Annotated in this window: 15 protein-coding genes; 6 read left to right on the plus strand and 9 right to left on the minus strand. The window is 55.0% G+C overall.

The features are described 5' to 3' along the window. Positions 1-27: 27 nt before the first annotated feature. The 9 genes from PSR63_RS22060 to PSR63_RS22100 form a co-directional block, all read right to left on the minus strand. Positions 28-1,383, minus strand: coding sequence for a cytochrome c3 family protein (locus PSR63_RS22060; RefSeq protein ID WP_274327835.1), 1,356 nt, complete (start codon positions 1,381-1,383; stop codon positions 28-30). Between the two features lie 4 nt (positions 1,384-1,387). Continuing rightward, positions 1,388-3,388, minus strand: coding sequence for an FAD-dependent oxidoreductase (locus PSR63_RS22065; RefSeq protein WP_274327836.1), 2,001 nt, complete (start codon positions 3,386-3,388; stop codon positions 1,388-1,390). A gap of 228 nt (positions 3,389-3,616) precedes the next feature. Further along, the gene (locus tag PSR63_RS22070; RefSeq protein WP_274327837.1) at positions 3,617-5,842 is read right to left on the minus strand and encodes a molybdopterin oxidoreductase family protein; all 2,226 of its coding nucleotides are present in this window, start codon (positions 5,840-5,842) and stop codon (positions 3,617-3,619) included. Between the two features lie 12 nt (positions 5,843-5,854). Continuing rightward, entirely contained in the window at positions 5,855-7,465 is a 1,611-nt protein-coding gene (locus tag PSR63_RS22075; protein WP_274327838.1) for a DmsC/YnfH family molybdoenzyme membrane anchor subunit, read from the minus strand. A 15-nt stretch (positions 7,466-7,480) separates the two neighbouring features. After that, a complete protein-coding gene (locus tag PSR63_RS22080) occupies positions 7,481-8,344 on the minus strand; it encodes a GAF domain-containing protein (protein ID WP_274327839.1) in 864 nt (287 codons plus the stop codon). 24 nt (positions 8,345-8,368) lie between these two features. Then, positions 8,369-9,271 carry an ABC transporter ATP-binding protein gene (locus PSR63_RS22085; RefSeq protein WP_274327840.1) on the minus strand — a complete coding sequence of 301 codons (903 nt, stop codon included), beginning with the start codon at positions 9,269-9,271 and terminating at the stop codon, positions 8,369-8,371. A gap of 20 nt (positions 9,272-9,291) precedes the next feature. Further along, the gene (locus PSR63_RS22090; RefSeq protein ID WP_274327841.1) at positions 9,292-10,137 is read right to left on the minus strand and encodes an ABC transporter ATP-binding protein; all 846 of its coding nucleotides are present in this window, start codon (positions 10,135-10,137) and stop codon (positions 9,292-9,294) included. Between the two features lie 39 nt (positions 10,138-10,176). Further along, the gene (locus PSR63_RS22095) at positions 10,177-11,880 is read right to left on the minus strand and encodes an ABC transporter permease (protein WP_274327842.1); all 1,704 of its coding nucleotides are present in this window, start codon (positions 11,878-11,880) and stop codon (positions 10,177-10,179) included. Positions 11,881-11,987: 107 nt separating this feature from the next. Beyond that, positions 11,988-13,481, minus strand: a complete 1,494-nt coding sequence (locus PSR63_RS22100; RefSeq protein WP_274327843.1) for a CmpA/NrtA family ABC transporter substrate-binding protein — start codon at positions 13,479-13,481, stop codon at positions 11,988-11,990. A 463-nt stretch (positions 13,482-13,944) separates the two neighbouring features. Between PSR63_RS22100 and PSR63_RS22105 the strand changes: the two genes are divergently transcribed. The 6 genes from PSR63_RS22105 (at position 13,945) to PSR63_RS22130 (ending at position 24,540) form a co-directional block, all read left to right on the plus strand. Then, positions 13,945-15,540 carry an alginate export family protein gene (locus PSR63_RS22105; protein ID WP_274327844.1) on the plus strand — a complete coding sequence of 532 codons (1,596 nt, stop codon included), beginning with the start codon at positions 13,945-13,947 and terminating at the stop codon, positions 15,538-15,540. A 286-nt stretch (positions 15,541-15,826) separates the two neighbouring features. Next, a complete protein-coding gene (locus PSR63_RS22110; protein ID WP_274327845.1) occupies positions 15,827-17,314 on the plus strand; it encodes a sigma-54-dependent transcriptional regulator in 1,488 nt (495 codons plus the stop codon). A 4-nt stretch (positions 17,315-17,318) separates the two neighbouring features. Beyond that, entirely contained in the window at positions 17,319-19,577 is a 2,259-nt protein-coding gene (locus PSR63_RS22115) for an ATP-binding protein (protein ID WP_274327846.1), read from the plus strand. A 217-nt stretch (positions 19,578-19,794) separates the two neighbouring features. Further along, the gene (locus tag PSR63_RS22120; protein WP_274327847.1) at positions 19,795-22,527 is read left to right on the plus strand and encodes a c-type cytochrome; all 2,733 of its coding nucleotides are present in this window, start codon (positions 19,795-19,797) and stop codon (positions 22,525-22,527) included. Positions 22,528-22,581: 54 nt separating this feature from the next. After that, positions 22,582-24,048: a DUF7133 domain-containing protein gene (locus PSR63_RS22125; RefSeq protein ID WP_274327848.1), complete on the plus strand. Its 1,467-nt coding sequence runs from the start codon at positions 22,582-22,584 to the stop codon at positions 24,046-24,048. Positions 24,049-24,309: 261 nt separating this feature from the next. Next, positions 24,310-24,540, plus strand: a complete 231-nt coding sequence (locus tag PSR63_RS22130) for a carbon storage regulator (protein ID WP_274327849.1) — start codon at positions 24,310-24,312, stop codon at positions 24,538-24,540.

Here is a 24,540-nt window from a genome sequence, read left to right on the forward strand (position 1 = left end):
TAACAGGTCATGACGGGTATGGATGAATCATGGACGTCGCGATTTCCGCTCCTCGAACCATTTGCGAACCATCTCCGGGCTTTCGACCGACTGCTGCTGCGGAGCCGAGCTGAAGTTGCTTTCGATCTGGTGCGGGTCGTGCATCGCATCGAGACTGTATTGAAGCCCGTGGCATTGCATGCAGACGCTACGGACCATTTTCTCGTTAGGTTGTAGATTGTCGTTTTGGTTGTGCTGGACTTTGACCTTCGGGGCCTTGCTACTGCCATGCACTTCACGCGGCATGTGACAAGTCGCACACGACACGCCGCTGCCCGGCGGGAGGTCGCCGGCAAGCTCGTCCCGCCATAGCTGAGCATGAGGGGACTGCTGGTAGGCCAGCGTGTGTTCGTCGTTATGACACTTGATGCAAGAGTCGACTGCCGCAACACGCACATCCGCATCGTGCGGTGAATGACACGAACTGCACGTCAGTTCGGCATGCAGTGAAGAATGCTTCATGGGCAAACGTGCGCTACCAGGCGACATCGGTGAAAGTCCCTGGGCAAGTCGCATCCCATGCATGCCGGCAAGGAAGCCGCTCGCTTCATCTTCATGGCATTGCTGACACGTTTCATGCGACACGACGTTTTGCCACGTTTCCAGGTTCTGATCTTGGGTGTGACAGTCAGTGCAATTCACACCGACTTGCGCATGAACTGAGCCTGCCCACTCACGAATTAACTGCTCGTCTCGTTCGACGCTCGAATGAAACTTGGCATCTTTGGCCTTGAGCGGCTCAATGGGCTCTTCCTGGCTGGCCAGGTACCGGGCCAGAGCATTACGTTCTGGTACGACCTGCTCGGCCAAGTGGTCCGGCTGATCGAGGTTCTTGCCGAGGAAGTTCTCGTTGAGCGTGCGATTGTCGTGGTAGTTATGGCAGCCACTGGTTTGACAGGTGTTGAATTCTAGATTCTTGTGGCTGGGACGCTCCTCAGCGATCTCTTGATGGCAATGGAAACAGAAGTCCTGAGGCAACGTGACACCCATCGGATGTGTTTCGTGCGGGACGTGCTCTTTGTGACAAGCGAGGCAGTTCTGGGCGTCCAGAATCGCAAGTCGCGGGGCGTTGGTCGGGTCGTTGAACTTGCTGGCCGGATGCGTATCCAGGGCTTCCTTCAGTTCGTTCTCGTGACATTCGAGACATGATTTACTGGTGACGCCGAGTTCAGGGTCGTGACAGGCAGAACACTTCATTTCGATCTGGTAATGACCGTGCGTTGTCTTGCCAGGCAGGTACGTCTGCTTCAGTTTGCTGTCGTCAGACAACAGAACAACCCCCAGGCTACTTCCAACCAGTAGCGACAGAGCCAACCAAACGAGGGCATAAATCCAGGAAGCCATGAATTTAGAAGTAGTAGACCGTAATGATGTGAAACAGAAGCAATACCGGCAGCGGCCACGACAGTATCAAGTGCAGCCAAACCAGACGCGGACGCCAGCGTCGAATCCAGATGCCAAGTGCTCCGGTAATGCGGTTCTCGAGTGAGACAAGCATCCCGGTGAGACTTCCAGTGAAGTTGACGACAACAAACGTTAGCGCCAACGCAAAGTTCAAGTTGGAACCAAAATGAAACCCGGTGTGCAGCACGAGACCCACGACCGCAAGTGTTGCCAGGACGGCATGGGCTACCCGCCACCAGGCAAAGTCCCCCCAGGTAATCCGCGAGATGCGTTTCCGTAGCGAAAAAGCCAAGCCTAGAGCGGTCAATCCAAAGATCGTATAGCCGGTGATTTGTTTGGGAGTTTCACTTCGCCACAGGGCATCAACGGTATGCCAGGTCGACTGAACCGAATCGGCGAAGGGGAGGGGGCCGATCGCGAGCATTGCGACAATGATCATCAAAGTCGCTACGCTGCTGGCAAGTAGAATCTGCCACGAAGCGGTCTTCGGAGGAAGATGACGCTCACCGCAAAGTTGCCGTACAAGCGGACGGCACGTTCCACACACACTGGAGGCCCTGGTTAGCGTGGTCACCGCGGCAGCATCCGCTGCGCCGTCGCGAGTGGCCTCGCAAATCTGTCCTTTGGTGACACCAACGCAGCTGCAAATTACGGCGTTGTCGGGCCAGTCCCAGGGACTATTCAGCGTGTCTTCCGGCCAGAGTCGGCCGGTGCGGCGGAAGCGAGAAATTTGCCACGGCCACAGACGTCGCGCGTGCGTAATCAAATCGCGAACGCGATCGATCTCGTCCCACTCGCCGACCGCGGTCGCACCGACGACGCAGTTACCCTCGAAAATGAGTTTGCGGTACGAATGTTCTGTGCTACTGGCAACGATGCGGGAGTTGGGTGTTTCGCCCAAAGCATCGCCGAGGGCCGCGACATCCACGCCCATTAACTTCAGCTTGGCCGATTGATCACCGTACAGGAACTCCTGCTTTTCGCCGCAGCAATTGGCGGCCAGCACGTCGGCCATTTGGATACCAGGGCCGACCAGTCCGTAATGCTTTTCTCGATGTACGGCACATTCGCCGATCGCGTAAATATGGGGATCGGACGTGCGAAGTTGGTCATTGACGACGACACCACCGCGATGGGCAATCTCAAGTTCCGCGTCGCGGGCCAGTTCATCCCGAGGAACGATGCCCGCCGAAATGATGAGCATATCGACGCGGAGCGTCTCGCTATTGGTGAAGTGCAACCGGAGACCCTCGCCGAAACGCTCGATTCGTTCACAACGACATAAGACATGCACATGCACGCCGAGTGATTCGACTCGCGATTTCAGTAGCGCTCCGCCAGCGGTATCGAGTTGACGAGGCATCAGGCTCGGAGCGACTTCCAGGACGTGGGCTTCGAGGCCTAGATCGAGAGCCGCCTTACCGGCTTCCAGCCCCAGCAGACCACCACCCATGATTGCGGCCGATCGGCAGTTCTCGGCATATGTGCGGATCTTTTGCAGATCATCGAGGGTGCGATAGAGGAAGACGCCCGGTAGCTCCGCGCCTTCAATCGGCGGAACAAAAGGGCGACTACCGGTTGCCAGAACGAGACGATCGTACGGGTAACGCTTTCCGTCTTGGCAAACGACCTCGCGATTGATGCGGTCTATCGCGTTGACTTTCTGCGAGGTCACCAGGTTCAGGCCGACCTGCTCGTACCAGGTCTTGGGCGAAAGGGTGAGGGAGGATTCTGTATCGCTGAATAGCTGAGTCAAGCGAACACGATCGTAGGCAGCGTATGGTTCCTCGCCGAAGATATCGACCTGCCATTCCTGCATCGCGCCGCGACGCACGAGCGACTGACAGAATGCGTGCCCTACCATGCCGTTACCCACGACTACCATCCGAGCGGCCTCGGTAGAGACCGACCTAGGGTTTTCGCTTTGTGTCTGTAACCTGTGCACGGGGAATCTTTCCTTGCGGCATTCGCAGCGATGAAGTGATTAAGCCGAAATGCAAAGGATGTGCCACTTGGTCCGCAGCAAAACTGAAAACAAGTCGATTTGCCTTTCAAATAGGACCACATGGTCCTGTTTTATTTTGATGGGCTCCAATTTGAGGTGAACATTTTGTGTTCAGTGCGTATTGCAGAGGCAAAAGTCTGCCTCTGCAATTGGCAGAATGCCTAATTCTTAAACGGTTTTCACGACGCGAACGGCCGCGTTCTTGTAAGAAGGCTGACGCGAATACGTATCGAATTGCGGGTAAGTCAACTGATTCGTTACCTCATTGTGCATCGGTAGAAAGACGTGTCCCGGTTGGACGCTCGAGGTAACATTGGCGCGGGCACGAATTTCACCGCGCGCCGACTGCACCGTGACCCAGTCGTGCGGTTCAATCATCAACGCCTCTGCATCTTCTGGGTGGATATCTACGAGCAGGGTCGTTGAATACAGCGTTCTCAGTACGGCTGACTTCGACGTCTTGGTTTGGGTATGCCACTGCGCTGCTGTTCCGCGGCCGGTCAGCAAACGCAACGGGAATTCCTCGTTGGGCACTTCGCCAGGAACTTCTGGCTGTTCGAAGATGAAGCGTGCTTTGCCGTCCTCGTGAAAGTATCGGCCATCTTCAAACAGGCGCCGCTGCGGCGCCGGCATCCAATCGTCACCGCTGCTTTCTTCTTGCTTGGTTGGCCACTGAATGCCGCGGGCGTCGTCCAGCATCCGATAGTCACGAATTCCGGTAATATCGCACGGCTGTCCCGCTGAGCACTTCTTCATTACCTGAAACACGTCTTCCGGCGTTTTCCAATCGGCAAACATCGAATCGCAGCCCCAGTAGTGAGACACCAGGCGGAAGATCTGGAAGTCGGCCAACGCTTCACCAGGAGCAGGCACTACTTTTTTGTGCAGTCCGTAGCGTCGCTCCGAGTTAATAAACGTTCCTTCCTTCTCGCCCCAGCCGGCCGCTGGCAAAAGGAGATCGGCAAGGACGGCTGTTTCGGTCGAGTGGTACATATCTTGAACGACCAGGAAGTCGAGCTTGTCGAGGGTTTCTTTCGCTTCCTTTTGATGAATCCAAGAGTGAGCCGGATTGGTCGCAATCACCCACAGACCGCGGATTTCGCCGCGACGGATGCCTTCCATGATGGCGTCGTACGACCAACTGTTTTCGGTCGGGATATTGACCACGGGTATATCAAGGATGTCGGCAATCTTCTGTCGGTGTTCCGGCTTGGTGAAGTCGTGGCCACCGATCAGGTTGGTCGTGTTACTGAACAGACGCGAACCCATCGCGTTACATTGTCCCGTAATGCTGTTGGCACCGGTCCCTGGGCGGCCGATGTTGCCGGTCATCAAGGCCAGGTTGATGATGGCCTGAGCGGTGCGGACCCCTTGGTGGCTTTGGTTGACCCCCATGGTCCACCAGAAAGAAACCCGCTTGCCATCATGAATCGCCTGGATGACTTCCATGACGGCGGAGGGTTCGAGCCCGCAGTTGGTCAGGCTGTCTTCCAGCTTGTAACCTGCGACATGTTCTTTGAACTGATCGAAACCGTTGGTGTAATTGGCGATGTAGGATTCCTCGATCCAGCCTTTCTCGATCAGCACGTTGGCGATCGTATACAGCAATGCCATGTCGGTTTTGGGACGCAGTGGCAAATGGTGCGTTGCCGCAACGGCCGTTTCCGTGCGGCGAGGATCGATCACGATGATCTTCGGATCGTGCGGATTGCGAAGGACCCGTTCCCACATGATCGGATGCGCGATGCAGAGATTGGATCCGACGAAAACGAGCACATCGGACTCTTCAAAGTCCGCATAGGTAAACGGAGGTGCATCGAAGCCGAAAGATTCCTTGTAGGAAACGACCGCGGTTGCCATGCATTGTCGCGTGTTGCCGTCGCCGTGCAGCATTCCCATGCCGAACTTGGCGAGCGAACCAAGGAAGAACATTTCTTCCGTCGCGATCTGTCCGGTGCTGAGGAAGGCGACCGAGTCGTTGCCATGCTTGGCTTGAATGTCTTTGAAACGCGAGCAGAACGTCTTCATCGCCTCGTCCCACGAGACGGGAGCCAGCTTGCCGTCAGGCCCTTTCAGCAATGGTTGCGTGGCACGATCATCGGCTTTGAGGATCGTGAGCGACTCCCAGCCTTTAGGGCACGCCATGCCGAGGTTCACAGGCCAGTCGACCGCTGGACTAAGATTGACCGCCTGGCCATCCTTCAGGTGCAGTTCCAGGCCGCAGCCGGTCGAGCAGAAGCCACAGACCGAGGTGGTCGTGGCGTTGGGTTTCGAGCCGGCGGGAACTTTGCCGAGGCCATACTCTCCGGGATACAGCAGCAAGTCGCGTGTGAGGCTTCCATCCTTGGCATACATCAACTGTTGCAGCGGGTTAGTCCGCGTTGCGGTCGACATGTCGGCCTCCTGTTACTTGGGTAAATTCGGCATGGCCGGGGTGGATTCAGCGGCAAAGTAAAGCCCGCGGTCAATCAGTTCGGCGGCAGCCAGGCTGGCCAATGCTATCCCGGCACAAACGACGGAAGTGGGGCTTGCGAGGGCCATGGTTAATGCCGGTAAGACGATTCCACCGAGGATCCACAGGCCGACGCGTGCCAGGTGCCACGTTTTGAGCGGTCCGAGCAACAAGCGCGCCGAGCGGGCGATTGGATCGGTCGTCGGTCGCGATGCTTGCGAAAGGACTTGATATTCCAATGCCAAGCGTGCGATGGTTGCGGCGACGATAAGAGCCAAGCTGATAATCGACGGCGATTGACCGGCGAGTGCCGTCTCCAAATTCCAAACGGCCAGCCCCGATAGAACAATCGTAGTGCCGAACTTGCTAAAGGTAAGGGAAGACTGCCAGAACGGACGCTTCGTGACGATATAAATCATTGCGGAACAGAAGATCGTGATTGCTCCACCACCGATCGCCGCTAATGCCATCATCCCGCGAAATGGTTCCAGGAATGGAATGAAGTAGGAAGCGGTATAGCCTACAAGTGGGCCCGCGAAGGCTGGCATCAGGACCGCTTCGCGGCTGAGCCATGAAGTCCGCAAGCCGAGAAAGACTCGGAATCCATACATGGGGCGTCCGAGGTGAGCACCGGAGGCAGCGAGACCTGCCATGGCGGCCATTGTTGCGAGCACGGCACTGACCATGCCGCCCATTCCCAACCACTGGCAAGCAGCACTGGCGATTAGCATGCCGAGTGCGGCCTGGGTAAGTGTGAGTAAACCGACCAGCGGTAGATGGGCATGGTTGGGAACGACTTCTTGGGCCCCGGCCGATACCATCTCGGCATCCAGGCGATACTTGCCTACATAACGCGTCGTGGGATTGGTGATTCTGGGATTCGCAGCCCCACGCAGGAAGTGTCCTTCTTGCGCTTCGCTGCGGATGCCTTCCTGGTCAACCACGGTGATCTTGATGGCGCTGTTAGGACAGGACTGAACGCACGCTGGTGCTTCCCCTTCGGCCAGACGATGGCGGCACATGTCGCACTTGCGAACGATCCCTTTGGCCTCGCTGAACTTGGGGACGTCGTAGGGACACATCAGCGTGCAGTACTTGCAGCCGATGCATTGATCGTCGAGATGGACGACGATGCCCAGCTTGGGGTCTTTCTCATAGGCTTGAACGGGGCACCCCGACAGACAGCCTGGGTCGACACAGTGATGGCATGCGGTCGTCACGTGCTGCACGACCGGCTTGGATGGGATCGAGCTTTGCAGCGTACCGACACGTCGCCAGGTTTCGGATTCTTCGAGCCCGTTCATATTATGGCAGGCGACCACACATGCCTTGCAGCCGGAGCAGGCATCGAGATCGACCTCAAATGCGTACTGCTCGCCGGGACCGGGCTCAGTGAGCGGGATCAATTCGCGATAGGTCGGGGCCAACAAGGGATCGGCATGCTGATCGTGCCGCTGCGAGAATCGCTCGACCGCTGACAAGTCGCGTTGTTCGGACAACAACATTTCGACCAGATTGAATTCCGGTGCCGATTGTAACTCCGAGTTTTGTTCGCCGATGGCCATGCGAATTCCGTTGACTTAGCCAAAGAGTGTGAGAACTTGGACCAATCGATCGCCGTTGAATATTGGCAGTGCCAAGGCAAAGCGGGCACCCTGATCGAATAGCGGTACCAGCGATGCGTCATCCTCGGCGCTATGCATCATAACGGGAATCCGTGACGCATAGCATTGGCCAACGATGCCTTCGCCGTAGCTGACGGTCGCCCGCTGTGGCGAGGAAATACCAACGGCATAGCTGGATTGCACAAGACTGAGTTCGGTTTGGTCTTCGCTCGGCAGCCATGTTTCCATGGCCTGTTGAAACGGGAAGTCAGCCGTACTCAGGATCACCAGCACGCATTCCAGTTCGTGCTCAGTGGCCATGATGGGAATGCCCAGGCCGTAGCGTAAGCCTTCCTTGCGAGCACCGGCGGCTCGCATGAATGCCTTTGCTTGATCAATGCGAGCAATGATACGCGACTTGCGATCGTCCCAGGTCTCGCCAGGCAGGCCAGACCCACGTGGGAACTTAACGTAAGGGCTGATCGTCTCGAAGTGAGCGAGACCACGGTAAGCCGAGTCCGCGAGTCCCAGTTCATCGCGTTCAGTTCGCGACCAGCGTTCCAAGCCAATTTTGCAATCGTCCGATGCATGAACAGTAAACAGGATCGCAGCAACGACTTCGTTGGTGATCAAAATCGGCAAGGCGATTTCAATTGTGCTGTCGTCGACGCTACGAATGGCCGAACGTCGCTCGTTGATCGATACCTGAATCAAATCATGGGTTGGCGGACCTTCCGGAGCAGCTGGGTAGCCGCAAGCAGGTGCTAGTTGTCCGGCATTTTCGTTATGAATCCAAACCGAAACGCTGGTCAACACCGAGGGTGCGATCGTTGTCGTCATGTCCTTTTTGTGCCTCGTTGAAAGTTAAGCGTTGGCCGTAACCTTTTCGGATGCCGGTGAGTTTTCGTCGTCCGTCAGAGTTACCGTAAGTTGCGGTGCTGGCTCTTCAGGCTCCTCAGACTTTGGCTTGTGGTGCTTGTGACGTTCTTGTTCTTCCAGGAAGGAGACAAGAGAACCACGCAGTTCGTAGTAGAGCGGATGCTCAAGGGTTTCAGCGCGATTGCGCGGACGCGGCAAAGGAAGTTCCAGAACCTGGCCAACCTTGGCATTGGGACCGTTGGTCATCATGCAGATGCGGTCGGCCATGTAGATTGCTTCGTCGACGTCGTGTGTGACGAGCATCGTCGTGATCTTTTCTTTATCGAGGATGCCCAGGATAACGTCCTGCAGTTCCATTCGTGTCAGCGAATCGAGTCGGCCAAAGGGTTCGTCCAGGAGCAACATATTGGGCTTGAGGGCAATCGCTCGGGCGATACCAACACGCTGCTGCATACCACCGGACATTTCTCGTGGGTACTTATCCATCGAGTCGGCCAGACCAACAACGCTCAAATAGTATTCGCAGATCTGACGACGCTCAGCGCGGCTTGCGTGCGGGTAGACACGATCGACCCCCATTCGCACGTTTTGCATGGCCGTCATCCAGGGAAGCAAGCACGGAGCCTGGAACACCACGCTTCGATCCGGACCAGGTCCCGAGATTTCCTTGCCGGCCACGACCACGCTACCGGAAGTGATCGGGTTGAGGCCCGACACCATCGTCAATACGGTCGACTTCCCGCAGCCAGAGTGACCGATCAGGCTGACAACTTCACCCTTTTTCAGGATCAGGTTGAAGCCGTCGACCACTTTCACATCGTCGCCGAACGGATTGGGGTACGCCTTGACGAGGCGGTACATTTCGACGAAGCGGTTCTCTTGTGACATGACGTTTCCTTAGGTGAACGTTAAGCGACGCCGATACGAATAGGCTCGACATCGGGAAGGACCACATCCGAAGCGACACGAAGCTGCTTTGCCTCTTCGTTGATGCCCATCATGTAGCGTGTGATCTCATTGCGGAGCTTCTTGAACTCTGGATTGAAGTTCAGAGTCGCTCGATCGCGAGGTCGGTCGAGGGTGACCGGAAACTCACGACCCAACTTGGCCGAAGGTCCAGGTGTCAGCGGAACGATGCGGTCGGCCATCAGCACGGCTTCGTCCACGTCGTTGGTGACCATCACCACCGTGCGGCGGTCTTCTTCCCACAGGCGGATGATTTCGTCTTGCAGAACGCTTCGCGTGAGAGCATCCAAGGCGCTCAACGGCTCGTCCAGCAGAAGCACTTCTGGCTGCATCGACAGCGTTCGTGCTAACGACAATCGCTGTCGCATCCCGCCAGACAGTTCCGAAGGACGCTTGCCTTCACTTCCGGTCAGGCTGACCATGTCGATGTAGTGCTGGACATAGTCACGTCGCTCGCCCCGTTTCAACTTGGGGAAAACTTGCTTCACGGCCAGTTCGATGTTGCCATGAACGGTCAGCCAGGGAAGCAGTGAATAATTCTGGAAAACGATTCCACGATCAGGACCCGGCCCCTTCATTTGCTTACCTTTGAAGCGGGCTGCCCCTTCATCAGGCATAAGGAGCCCTGCCAGCAGGGAAATCAAAGTCGACTTCCCGCTGCCAGAGAATCCAATGATCGCGACGAATTCATTTTCGTTAACCGTCAGGTTGGCTTCTTCAAGCACCGTGTATCGGCGGTGTGATTCACCAAACCCGACGGTTGCGTTATCTAGTTCGAGGATTGCCATGTGGCGTTTTCCTTTAGGTGTGACGTTGGCAATCATGGATTACAGGGCGGTTGGGGCACCATCGAAGCTGACCATCCGTTGGAAGACGATCATGATTCGATCAAGCAATAGCCCAATTACACCCACAAAACCACAGGCAACGAACATCTGGGCGAACGTGGCCGACGAACCGTTGTTAAACATGTCCCACACAAACTTCCCGAGCCCAGGGCTACTGGAAAGAAGTTCCGCGGCGATCAGCACCATCCAGCCCACCCCGAGCGAGATTCGCAGGCCCGTAAAAATAAGGGGCAGGGCGGAAGGGATAATGATCTTGGTCAAGCGATCCCATAGGCCGAGACGCAAAACCCGCGCCACATTCAGGTGATCCTGGTCGATTGCCGAGACACCCAATGCCGTATTCACCAGCGTGGGCCACAGCGAGCAAAGTGCCACGGTGATCGCCGAACTGAGGAAAGACGGTTGAATCCATGCTTCGTCGGGGCGGGTAATGAAAGCCCCCACGATGAAGAACACAATTGGCAGCCAGACAATCGGTGATACTGGTTTGAAAAGCGAGATCAGCGGAGTCATCGATGCCATGAACACACGGCTCATACCACAGAAAACGCCGATCGGGATGGCGATGGCCGTGGCGATGAAGAAACCGGTGAACACACACTTGAGGCTCGTCCAGATCTGATCGAAGAAGGTCGGCGGCTTGGCGAACTCGGAACCGGCGATTGTCTTGATGCGTTCTTCACGCTGAATCAGTTGCTGAGCCAATGTGAACATTTCAGGTCCGCTGGCCGTGGCGTACTTGCGTTTCAGGTCTTCCATGTCGGACGATGCCTTGGCGACCTTCTGCTCGCGGTTGCCCTCGGTCAGCAAATTAACGCGAGTCTTCAGGAACTCGGCCTTCTGCCCAGTGGCACTGATCTGCTGTCTCAGCGATTCCACCTCCGGCAGCGATTTGCCGCGTCGCTCGGAAAGTTCCGATCGCAGTGACTTGAGATGTTCGTTCTCTTCGCCGGTCTTTTCCATGTGCTGGTTGACCAGGGAAACGTAATCGATCTTTTGCTTGTAGTCGTCGGCTGAAATCTTATCGGCCATGGCTACCAATGCCTTGGCACGCGTTTGCTGGTCTTGCTTGTAGGTCTGTTCCTGCTGGGTTACGGCAACCGACAGCTTGGACAGGCTGGCCGAGACAAACTCGGCCGAAACGCCTTCGACGAAAGCGAACTTTCGGCGAGCGGCGTCGGTTGCCGACGCCTCGGAAGCTGCCAGTTCGTCGTTAAGCTTCTTCCAGTCGCCTTCGATCTTCGCCTTCTCGGCGGTGGCTTCGGCTGGAATCATTGTTAGCAGCTTGTTGAGAAGCTCTTCGCTTTGCTGACTGATGGCTTCCCAGTCAGAGTCCAGCGACTTGATTTCCTCCTGAGTGGCGGCGAGGGCTTTCTCTCGACCTTCACCCGATTCGTTGTAGTCGCTGACCTTGGTGTATTCGCGATTGTGGAAATCAGCGATGCCGTCGTACGCCTTGACCACCTGGCCAGGCGTGGGGACCTCGCCGGCACGCGTCTTAATGCGAGGGCCAATTTGGTCCCAAGCAACCACACAGGCAACCATTACTAAAATAGGAATGGCAATGTAGAGGCCAATCTGTTTCAACTGCTGCTTCGGGTCTTCGCCGTAGCACAGCAGCACGACCGGCTCGAATACTCGAAGCCCGGCGACGTCCAGAATGCGGATGATTTTGTACTTCATGCGAATCTTTCGTACGGTTTGTTCGGTGTAGTGGGTATTGCTGGCATAGTGGTAACGGGCCGGAGGTGGCTTCCGCCTGCGCCTCCCCCGGCCACCCCACTACGCGGTTAGTTATCTTTGTTACCAATAGAGTGGGAATTGAGATAACCAATCGGATCGTGGCCGTCGTAAACGACCCCGTCGATGAAGTCACCCTTTTCCGTCGGCGGCTTGTAGCCGTCGGTGTCTTTGGCCGGGATTTCGTCTTCGGTCATCTGACCCGCAGCCACTAAGGTTGCCGCAGCTTTGCGATAGATGTCAGGACGATAGATCTTCTTGGCCGTTTCGTCGTACCACTCGGCCGACTTCGGTTCGGTAATCTGTCCCCAGCGTCGCATTTGCGTCAGGAACCAGACGCCGTCGCTGTACCACGGATACGTGCAGTGGTACTTAAAGAAGACATTGAAGTCGGGCATCGGACGCTTGTCCGACTTCTGGAAGTAGAAGAAGCCGGTCATCGAATTTTTGATGACGTCGTAGTCAGCACCCACGTAATTTGGCTTGGCCAGGATGCGGCAGGCCTCCTCGCGATTGACCAGCTTGCCACTCTCGTCTGTTTCATCCAACCACTTGCCGGCACGGATCAAAGCTTTGACCACGGCGATGTGGGTGTTGGGGTTTTCGTCGTTCCAACGCTTGGTAACGCCAAACACCTTTTCTGGGTTGTTCTTCCAGACGTCGTAGTTGGTAGTAACCGGAACACCGATCCCCTTGGCGACTGCTTGCTGGTTCCAAGGTTCACCGACGCAGTAGCCTTGGATGTTGCCGGCTTCCAAGACGGTAGGCATCATCGGTGGCGGCGTGACCGAAAGCAGAACGTCAGCATTCGTTTCGCCAACCGTGTCGGTTTCGGTGTACATGCCAGGGTGGATGCCAGAGGCGGCGAGCCAGTAACGCAGTTCGTAGTTATGCGTCGAAACGGGGAAGACCATACCCATCTTCAGCGGCGTGCCGCTGGCTTTGTATTCGTCGACCACGGGGCGAAGCGAATCGGCCGAAATCGGGTGAGGTGGGGTCGGGCTCTTCAGCTTCGCATCGTTCTCCTGCATCTTTTGCCAGATGTTGTTCGATACGGTGATGCCGTTTCCATTCAAGTCCATGGTGAACGCAGTAATGATGTGGGCCTCGGTTCCGATGCCGATGGTGGCAGCGATTGGCTGGCCCGACAGCATGTGAGCTCCGTCCAATTCACCGTTGATCACGCGGTCCAGCAGCGTCTTCCAGTTTGGCTGGGCTTCCACATCAACTTGCAGGCCTTCATCGGCGAAGAAACCTTTCTCTTTCGCGATTACCAGCGGGGCACAGTCGGTTAACTTGATAAAGCCCAGCTTCAGGTTGTTCTTTTCTGGGGCGGCAACCGTGGCCACCATTTCAGGTTCAGTCGTTTTGGGGGCATCTTCCGACGTGCCAGCCTCGGGTTCGACGGTGGCCGCGAGGGCACTGAGATCTAATTCGTCCAGGCTAGGGCCAGTCGGTTTCGATTCGGAGCAGCCTACCAATAAAGCGACTGCGAGCAGTCCGGCTGCGAGTGCGTTGCGATTCCAAAGTCCGGTCCAGTTCATGCTCGATTCCTACAAGTGTTTCGGAGTAAAGGAGGGGGCGAGGATTTTAACAATGGTGCAATGAGCGGCATTGATGCGCACGGCACCCTGGCTGACGCGGCACCGTGTAGAAACGCAATGGGTGTGCCAAAATAAAATGGCCACTTCGTAACATGCTGATATGACAAGAGTTATGTGTTTCAGGTGTTTGGCTGCAGGGAATAAAATGACCGCGCAACCCTGCAAACCCAGTTAGCAGGTGCAGCATCCATGGAGCGCATTAATTGCGCGGACACATCTGGCGCGCGGTCATTCTGGTGCCACCTGCGGACACAGGATGCTCAACCCCACCACCAAAGGAACGTATTTCCATCATCCTGCCCAAATCCCCTGAAGAACCGCGAATAAAGAGGACGAACATGTGCAATACCCCACGAAACGGACTGACCTGCGGATTGAACCCTCGTTGAAGGAACAACGACCCATGACCCATTCAATGACCTCATGGCTCACTGCGTTTGCAGTTTGCTTTGGTGGGGCCACACCACTCGTACTACAGGCTCAAGACCTGGTGCCGCCTCAATCGGCACTTCTTGAGAATGCACCGGTAACGCGTGTCTCGGACGAGGCGATTTCGCCTTCCGACATGACGATTCCGGCGGTACCGATTGCGACCAGTTCTTCCAACGTCGAATATTCGGAAGCGACGACGATGGAAATGTCTGGTGCCCCTTGCTGCGACAAGAAGAAGGTCGCCGAGCTGAACAAGAAGGCGGCCGGAGCCTACAAGCCGCTCTACTTCGACAACGACTTCACCTATCTATGCGATCCGTGCTACGACGGTTGCTTGTTGGGCGAAGGCCTGAAGCGGCTATGTGTTGGCGATTGCGGTGCTTTGGACATCGGTGGTGAATATCGTGCTCGATATCATCACGAACAGAATATGAAGCCATTTCTCAATGGCGTCGACGATGACTTCCTGCTGCACCGTCTGCGCGTTTTCGCCAACTACGAAGTCAACGAAAACGTTCGCGTTTACGCAGAAATGCTGCACGCTGTGAGCGAATTTGAAACCGCTCCGCCTCGACCGATCGACGAAAACTACTGGGAAATGAACAACTTCTTCATCGATGGGAAGTTGTTGGAAACCTGCAATGGTGCCTGGTACGGGCGCGTTGGTCGTCAGGAACTGCTTTACGGCAGCCAGCGACTCGTTTCACCTCTGGACTGGTCGAACATTCGTCGTCGCTTCGACGGTCTCAAGGCTTATTATCGCGGTGATGCGTGGGATATCGATGCTTTCCTGACGCGTCCTCTGAAAAAGAGCCTGTACGATTGGGATTCGGAAAACCAAGACCAATCGTTCTACGGCCTCTGGATGACCTACAAAAAGAGCGAACTCGGCAATATCGACCTGTACTGGTTGGGTTACGAAAACAACACCAATAACGCCGCCGGACCTTTCCGTTACCAAACCGTTGGGAGTCGCGTGAATGGTGAAAAGCACTCGATCATCTATGATCTGGAAGGTGCTTATCAGTTTGGCGAATTCCAGAACAACGATCACAACGCTGGATTCTTCACGCTTGGTTTCGGTCACCAGTTCAAAGAAGTGTGCTGGAGCCCAAAAGTCATGGTCTACTACGACTGGGCTTCTGGCGACGCAATTCCTCGCAACGGTTTCAACCAACTGTTCCCACTGGGACATGCTTACCTGGGTTGGATGGACTTGTTTGCTCGTAACAACATCGAGGACTTCAACGTCCAGGTGACGGCCAAGCCTTGCGATTCGTGGACCCTGATCGCCTGGTACCACTTGTTCAATCGCCAAGATACGAATGACGTGCCGTACACGGTGACCAACAATCCATATCCGGGCACCACGGCAGCCGGTTCGCGTTACTTGGGTCAGGAAATCGACTTCCTCGCCAAGTGCCAACTGACTCCACGTTCGGACATTATCTTTGGTTACTCGCACTTCTTCACCGGAACGTACTTCCAAGATCAGAACGCTCTGAACCCAGGCGTGTTCGATGGAGATGCTGACTTCTTCTGGACGCAGTACACCCTGCGATTCTAAGAATTCGGAATAAATTTAGAGATGACTCTTGAAAGGGATGGCGATCAGTTCGCCATCCCTTTTTTCGTGCTTAAAAAGGTCGCACGCATCGCGTAAGAAATTGGGCACTGCGGGAAATTATACATTGGCGGCACAAATGTGCGTTTCGTAAGTTGTTTGTCAGAAAGTAGATGAGATGTGCCTGTGGTGATCACTAATGCCGCTGGTACATGAGTTGCATGCAACTGAGGTAGCTGCTGAGTTGGATGGGCGGAACCTCTCTATTTACATTTGATGCTGCAACAAATTGACAACGCATAACTATCTCGGGACGAAACGTGAACGCCGTGTCTTGGTGATTGATGACGATCCCAGCGTGGCGACCGTGGTTAGCACCGCATTAAGCCAGGAAGATATTCGCGTCCAGCACGCGGAGACGGGAACGACCGGTCTTCAACAACTGGTGCAATTTCGTCCCGACGTGCTTATTCTCGATCATCTCCTTCCCGACGGGGAAGGTCTGCAGATTTTGGGGCGTATCAACCGAATCGATGCCCGATTGCCGGTTCTCTTTGTGACTTCACGAAGTTCAAGCGACTTGGCTATTGAAGCCATGAAGCAAGGGGCGTTCGATTTCCTTGCCAAGCCTCTCCAGTTGGAGAAGGTTGCCGAAAAGACGCAACAGGCGCTCGAAAGCCGCCGGCTCATGCTGATGCCGGTTCAATTGCCTTCGCAGGTCGATCCTATGATTGACGGTGCCGATCACCTGATTGGCCAATGTCTGGAGATGCAGGAAGTTTACAAATCGATTGGACGTGCTGCCGCACACGATGTCCCAGTACTGATCGAAGGAGAGATTGGCACAGGGAAAGAGTTGGTCGCCCGAGCGATTTACCAACATGGGCGTCGTAAAGATCGCCCCTTCATGAAGGTTGTCTGCAGCGACTTTAATGCTGAGTGGCTGGAAAGTGAACTCTTCGGGCACGAGCCCAGTGGTCTGGCTGGGGTTGGCGATCGACGTATCGGCAAGATCGAGCAATGCCACGGCGGCACGATTTTGCTGGAAGAGATTTCGGCGATTCCCCAACTTTTACAGAGCAAGTTGGTTCGCTTTATCCAGGACAAAACCTTCGAACGGGTCGGTGGGCACGAGCCGGTTCAGGTCAATACAACGCTTATTTTTACCTCCAGCAGGAACGCTGAACGGCTGACTGCCGAAGGGGTGATTCGGCATGACCTGTTCTATCTGCTGAACGCGTTCATGATCCGCATTCCTCCCCTGCGAGAACGTGGTGCTGACCTACCGAAGTTGGTGGACCACTTCGTCGGGCAGTTCTGCCGAGTGGAACGCATTGCCCAATCGGGGGCGGTCCGCACGTCGCCAGAAGCGTTACGGCTTTTGTCCGACTACCCTTGGCCGGGTAATGTTGCCGAACTGCGAAGCGTGCTTCGCCGAGCACTCATTGAATCGCGCGGGACCGTCATCGCGGGTGATTATCTGCGAAATGCCTTGCGGGACATGCCTCGCAACAACGACAGTTTAGAAACAAAGGTGCTTTCCTCGCATGTCTGCGACTGGGAGGATTTCATCATGGAGAAGATGGAGGCGGGCTCCAACGATCTCTACGCCGATTCGGTTATGGAGATGGAACGTCACGTTCTGACGATTATTCTTCGGAAGACGTCTGGTAATCAGGCGAAGGCGGCCCGTATGCTTGGGATTACGCGTACAAGTCTCCGTAAGAAGATTCACTATCTTGGGCTGGCGATCGAAGAGTTCGTGAGCACGGTTTAATTTCATGACCGATCCGGGAACAGGCATTCCCACCGCAAGGTCCTCTGCCAATCGGTTGACCATTCTGTATGTGCTCGCGCTGAGTGCTGTGGCCCTGCTTACAATCTGGGGACAGTTTCTCGTTCAGCGAAGCTTAGAACAGCAACTCAGTGACTCGACCGTGATCAACATCGCTGGCCGTCAGCGTATGTTGAGCCAAAAGATAACCAAGCTGGCGTTGCAAATTCACACCAGCGACAACCCTTACCAAAAAGCGGAGGCCCGAAAAGATCTTCGTGAGTCTCTTGAGCTGTGGGAGACCTGCCACCAAGGGCTTCAGAGGGGCAACGAAGAACTCGGGTTGCCAGGCAAAAACAGCGATACGGTTACCGAGTTATACGCCGAGTTAGAACCAAGTTTTCAAGCGATTCGTCAGGCAGCGGCAACCATTCTTTCTGCCAAAGCCGAGGAACAAGACGATCAGGACATTACCCCTTCGCTCGATATCATTCTGGCCAACGAGAAAGACTTTCTGGCGGGAATGGATCAGATCGTCTACTCGTACGATCAAGAGGCCGAGAGTCGCGTCGCAAGTTTGAAGCAGGTAGAACGAGGACTGTTACTGATAACCCTGATCGTGCTCTTGTTCGAAGGACTCTTTATCTTTCGACCAGCCGTCAGCCAGATTCAGCGGATGGTTACGAGCCTGCGTGAGAATGCCCACGCTCTGGAAACTGCCAGGGATTCTGCGGAGGCAGCCAATCAGGAAAAGACGCGCTTCTTGGCGAAGATGAGTCACGAACTGCGGACTCCGATGAATGCCATCCTGGGGTTGTCGGAAGTGCTGCTTCGCGGACGTCTGGTCGACAACCAGAAAAATCTCCTCAACACCATTCATGATTCCGCTCAGTCACTGATGGGGTTACTGACCGATCTTTTGGACATGTCGAAGTTGGAGGTCAATTCAGACTTCAAGCTTAGGCAAGATCCGCTAAATCCCAAGCAGACTTTGGCAAAGGTCGTGGAGATGTTCACGCACCAGGCCAAGCAGCGAGGTCTGGAATTGCGACTGACGGTATCCGATGACCTGGACTTGTGGGTGTTGGGAGACGAAAACCGCCTGCGGCAGGTGCTGGTGAATCTAATTCAGAATGCTTTGAAGTTCACGACCGAAGGCAAAGTGCTTGTCGAGGCCGATGTGCAGCGACACCATGCACACGAAGTATTGGTGAATCTTACGGTGACCGACACCGGTCCGGGCATCTCGCTTGAAGATCAGAAATCGATCTTTGAACCATTTAAGCAAGCCGAACGTGATCGTGATAAGCACGGCGGAGCCGGTCTTGGGCTGAGCATCGCCTACCGCCTGGTAGAAGCGATGAACGGTCGGATGCGAGTGGTTAGCCAACTTGGTTCCGGCACGACGTTCATCCTGGAAGTACCATTCCAGAAGTCATTCAACGAAATCGAAATGACCGATCAGTGGCGTCATGATAAGTCTGCCCCGGCGGAAGTCATGTTGTCGCTCTCGAAAGCCAACGTGTTGGTAGTCGAAGACGTTGAGGCGAACCGCCTTGTCGTGGGATCCATGCTCGACGAGCTGGCGGTACCCCATCGATTTGCCGTTTCGATTGCCGATGGGTTTGATAAGCTCGACGAGAAGTGGCCTGAGATCATTTTGCTCGACCTGGAATTGCCCGATGGCAGTGGTTTCGACTTCTTCCAAAAGTTGATCGAACGATGCCTCGCATCGGATCGGCCTCGCCCCACCGTGATTGCTTTGACGGCCCATGCGACGGACGAATTTCGTGAGAAAACAGAAGCCGCTGGCATGGACGGTTTCCTGACCAAGCCGGTAACGCTGGAGGGGCTTCGATCCGTTCTGCAGTTAGTGATGCCGGGCGACGTACCTGAAGAAGACCCGGAAGTCAGCACGACGGTTGAACCGCGGCCAGAGGAAGTAGTGGACCACGATCCTCTCGCTTCTTATCCCGAGGAGCTTCGCACGAAATTGATGCTCGTCTACTGCGAGCACTACCAGCAGCAATTTGCCGAACTGATTGCTGCGAAAGAGTCGGGCGATCCTAAGCAGTTTGCCTTTGCGGCCCACAAGCTTTTGGGCATGGCCGCCAATTTTGGAGTGACCTCTGCCGTCAAAACGCTACGCGAGTTAGATGACGATCAGGTCGACCTTACAGACCCATCGCTGCCAGCAACTTTAGAGTCGCTTCGCGAGGAACTCGACGCGTTGGCAGATCGCGCTCAGAAAAAGACAACTCACTAAGTTTCGTCTCTCCACTTATTGGTTAAATGCGACGAAAAATGGTTCAACCGCATTGTAATCTTTGGTAGCCGACGCAAAAAAATACAACGGCTTAGTTGACACGTGAGTTGGCTCGCGATGAAATAGGCCCGTAACCTTTCTTTCTGTGGTGCCTTATTCTCCTTCCCATGCACGACAGATACTCGCCTTCCATATTTTTCCACAATTGGCAACACGCATGATGAGCTTGTTTCGCTGGACTAGCATGGCCGCATGGATGTTCGCGGTCGTCAGTGTCGGTCCTCTTTGGGCGCAGTCGGGTCCCATCATTCCTGGATATCAGCAGTTTCATAGCCAATCGGCCGATGCTGCCGGTGGCGAGATTCTGTGGAGTGAACTGAATTGCGTCGCTTGTCACCAGCAGTCGGATGCGAAGCTCGGCAACCTCACTGCCAAGGCCGCTCCCGATCTATCGCTGGTCGGCAACCGAGTGCGTCCCGAGTATTTGCTTGAGTACCTGAAAGATCCGCACCAGCTTAAACAAGGTGCGACGATGCCAGACGTGCTGGGAAGTCTTCCTCAGGCAGAGCGAACCGACGCAATTGAAAACCTGGCTCATTTCCTGGCTTCCACAGGAAGATTACAGGAGTCGCGAAAGCGTTCCCGCGAGATCAATGAAGGCAAGAAGCTGTACCACGAAATCGGCTGTGTTGCCTGTCATGGCCCTCGTGAAGGAAGCCCCTCTGAGGCGGCTCACTTGAAGCCGCTTGGTACTTTGGAAGCCAAGTACTCGGTTCCGTCGCTGGCAGCATTTCTGCAGGACCCACTCAAGGTTCGTGCCTCGGGCCGCATGCCGGCGCTTCGTCTCGACATGGATCAGGCAACGAAGCTCGCGCAGTACCTGCTACAGGATTTGGACGTCGACGTCCCTGCGAACTTGCAGTACACGTACTACGAAGGAAATTTCAGCAAGCTGCCGGACTTTTCCAAACTAAAGCCGAAAGAGACCGGCGAGGCCATGTCGTTCGATATTGGCCTGGCGAAGCAAGCGGACAATTTTGCTTTCGTGTTTGAAGGATTCCTGAATATTGCACAGAAGGGGGACTACACGTTCCATCTTGCTTCTGACGATGGAAGTCGTTTGGAAATCGACGGCAAGCAGGTCGTCATCAACGATGGTATTCATCCCAAGACCCGCCGCTCGGGCAAAATCAAGCTTGAGCCAGGTATGCACGAATTGCGTGTTGAATACTTCGAGGGAGGTGGTCAGGCCGAATTCGATGTGTTGATGGACGGCCCCAACGGAATGCGCAACGCGTACGTTTCGGATTTTGTTTTTATCAGTGATAAGAAGTCGACGTCGGAAGATGAGTCGGACCAGTTTCAGGTTGATCCACAGAAAGTCGAGAAGGGGCGAGTTCAGTTTGCCTCACTTGGATGTGCTAATTGCCATAGCGCCGGTGATATTAAGCCAGACGGCTCGGCATTACGTGGGCCTAGCTTGGCCGATCTTGATACGACCCAAGGTTGCTTGTCCGCATCGCCTGGAAAAGCTCCTGACTACAAGCTAACCGAAGGGCAACGCCAAAGCCTGGCTTCGGCTATCAAGCGTCGCCAAGAGCCGAATGTTGCTGCCTGGGAGCCAGAGCAGCGTGTTCGTCGTCACCTGGCGACCTTCAACTGCTATGCCTGTCACCAGCGAGATGCAATTGGCGGTGTTAATGCCGATCTGAATTCGTACTTTCATACGACTCAGGCCGAGATGGGAGACGAGGGACGCATTCCGCCTACGCTTGATGGTGTCGGGGCGAAACTCACCGAGAACTGGATGGCCAAGGTATTGCGCGAAGGGGCCAAGGATCGTCCTTACATGAAGACCGTGATGCCGAACTTCGGTGGTCAAAACGTAGAGCAGTTGAAAGACCTCTTTGCAAGCCAAGATACGCTCCCAGAGCATCCGCCAATTGAAATTCCAGAGACCGAAGGACGTATCAAGGCGACCGGTCGGCACATGGTAGGCGACAAGGTGTTCGGTTGCATCAAATGCCATACCTTCGCCGGCGAGAAGGCCTCGGGCGTTCAAGGGATCGATATGACCCTCATGACGCGGCGGCTGAATCACGACTGGTTCTTAGCCTATGTGAAAGATCCACCGCGATTCCGCAAAGGAACCCGCATGCCGACCGCGTGGCCCAATGGTAAATCGGTCATGCGAAGTATCCTCAGTGGTGACGCCGATCAACAGATCGAGGCGATCTGGATTTATCTGAGTGATCAGGAAAAAGCGTCCAAGCCATTTGGTGTTGGCGAGCAGCCGATCGAATTGGTGGCTTGGCGAAAGGCCGTCATCTATCGCAATTTCATTCAGGGTGCCGGCAGCCGGGCAATTGGCATTGGTTTCCCCGAGAAGGCTAACATTGCGTTTGATGCTAATGATTTGAACTTGGCCCTCATCTGGCAGGGTGCGTTCATGGACGCATCGCGTCATTGGACTGGTCGCGGTCAAGGGTTCCAGGGTCCACTCGGCGATAACGTCGTTCAGCTTCCAGGCGGAGCTCCGTTCGCCATCCTGGACGACCCGTCCGCCAAATGGCCGGGTGAAAGCGGAAAAGAAGCGGGTTATCAGTTCCTGGGTTACCGGCTTGATGAAGTTAACAATCCGACATTCCGCTATCGTTTCGGGGAACAAACCATTTCGGACGCGATCAAAGCCGAAAAGGTGAATGAGTTCCCATCCCTGGTTCGTGAGATCACGGTTGAAGGACCATCCACCGAAAAGCCATTGGTACTGCGAGCCTTAGCTGGCGGCGGAATTCATGCACTGGAAGATGGCTGGTATCAGATTGGGGAAGGTCTCAAGCTCCAAGTTATCGGAGCCAAAGCGACCGTTCGACCAGAGCAGAATGACCTGCTGGTCGAGGTTCCCAGCGGTGCTCAACCGGCGACCTTCCAACTGAAGTACGTTTGGTAAGCCCTTCCCGTAGATTCATAATCGTTCATTCGTACGCATAGAAGGCATTAGCCGATGTTTCGATATACCACCACGCTTTTAATCACGCTCTTCTCAGCCGTTGCGGCGAGTGCTCAGGAGAACGAGCAAGAGAAGTATTACCAGATTACGCCGTTGCCCATCCCCGAAGGCGTTGTGTTGGAAGTCGGCGCGATGGAGATGATGCCCGATGGCAAACTGGCCGTTGCCACGCGCCGTGGCGAAATCTACATGGTCTCGAATCCTAAGGCGAGTTCGCCGGAAACAGACACGAGCTTCAAGCGATATGCACATGGGCTGCACGAAGTGCTCGGGCTCGCTTACCGCGACGGCTGGCTTTACGTCACGCAGCGGTGCGATGTATCACGTATTCGAGACACCGACGGCGATGGGGAAGCGGACGAGTTTGAAGTTGTATCCGATGGTTGGGGTGTCTCCGGCGACTACCACGAATACGCATTCGGTTCGCGGTTTGATAAGGAAGGGAATATTTGGGTAACGCTTTGCCTGACCGGTTCGTTTTCGAGCCAGGTTCCCTTCCGCGGATGGTGCTTGCGAGTGAACGAAGACGGAACGACGACGCCCACGGTCAGTGGTGTTCGTAGCCCTGGCGGAATCGGCATGAACGCTGCCGGCGATGTCTTCTACACCGACAACCAGGGCCCCTGGAATGGTACGAGCGGATTGAAGCATCTGGTTCCTGGCCACTTCGTCGGTCATCCAGGCGGCAACGATTGGTACAAGTTGGCGCCTAACATGGGCAAGCGTCCGCCAGATCCAGAAAGCAACAGCCGCTTCCATATCGAAGCCAAGAAGATCCCTGAGTACATGCCGGCAGCCGTGCTGTTTCCCTACAACAAGATGGGTAAATCGGCCAGTGGCGTCGACTATGATCGATCCGAAGGCAAGTTCGGACCTTTCGCTGGACAAATGCTCGTAGGCGATCAATCCTTCAGCACGGTCATGCGTGTGGTCCTCGAGGAAGTGAATGGCCGATACCAGGGGGCCTGCATTCCTTTCCTGGAAGGTATTGGTTCCGGTACGTTGCCCCTTTGGATGACCGAAGACGGGAATCTGTTTGTTGGCGGAACGAACCGAGGCTGGGGCTCGCGGGGTAACAAGCCCTTCTCATTGGAACGTATCAACTGGACTGGCGTGACGCCGTTTGACCTTCTCGATGTGAAAGCCACTCCGGATGGTTTTACCATCCATTTCACAAAGCCGATCGATCCTGAATCGGCGAAGAAAGCCGACGCGATTAATGTCGATACCTACACCTATATATATCAGTCGAGCTATGGCAGCCCCGAAGTGGATCATGCCAAGCCAGCGATCAAGAAGGTGGAAGTGGCACCGGACAACTTGTCCGTAACGATCACGCTCGACGAGTTGAACGAAGGGCATATTCACGAGATCCATTTCCCAGGCATTCGTGAGAAAAATGGCGAACCACTGTGGCACGACGTGCTTTATTACACGCTAAATCAGATACCTGGCGGCTAATTATTTATGGCTGCTTATGTCAATAGCCCCACCGCAAAAACATTGACTATTTGTAACGAAATTGCGGATTTCCCTAATTTTCTTGCCCGCGATCTGTAGCTAGATTCCTATACTCAGTGATGAAGCTTCTACGCTTCACCTCCTCTTCTTTTATCCTCCGCTACAAGACTACTTCGCTGCACGGAACCGGCGAAATGAGGCAATGGCACCTTAAGTAGGCGCGTAGCTTCGCAGCAACACTCAGTATGAGGCAAGGACGCTATGTTAGTTCTAAGCCGCCGAGTCGGTGAGAAGATCGAAATCGGCAACGGAATCACCGTGACCGTGCTAAGAGTCACCGGTAAGACAGTAAGAATCGGGATTGAAGCACCGGATTGTGTTTCAATACGTCGCTCAGAAATCACGCTGGATCAGCGTTGGCCAACTCCCCCTATGATGCCGACATCGGACACCGAAATGTTCAATTCGTCAGATACAGGGAGAACCGTGTAG

The organism is Bremerella sp. P1 (assembly GCF_028748185.1).
GTDB lineage: Bacteria > Planctomycetota > Planctomycetia > Pirellulales > Pirellulaceae > Bremerella.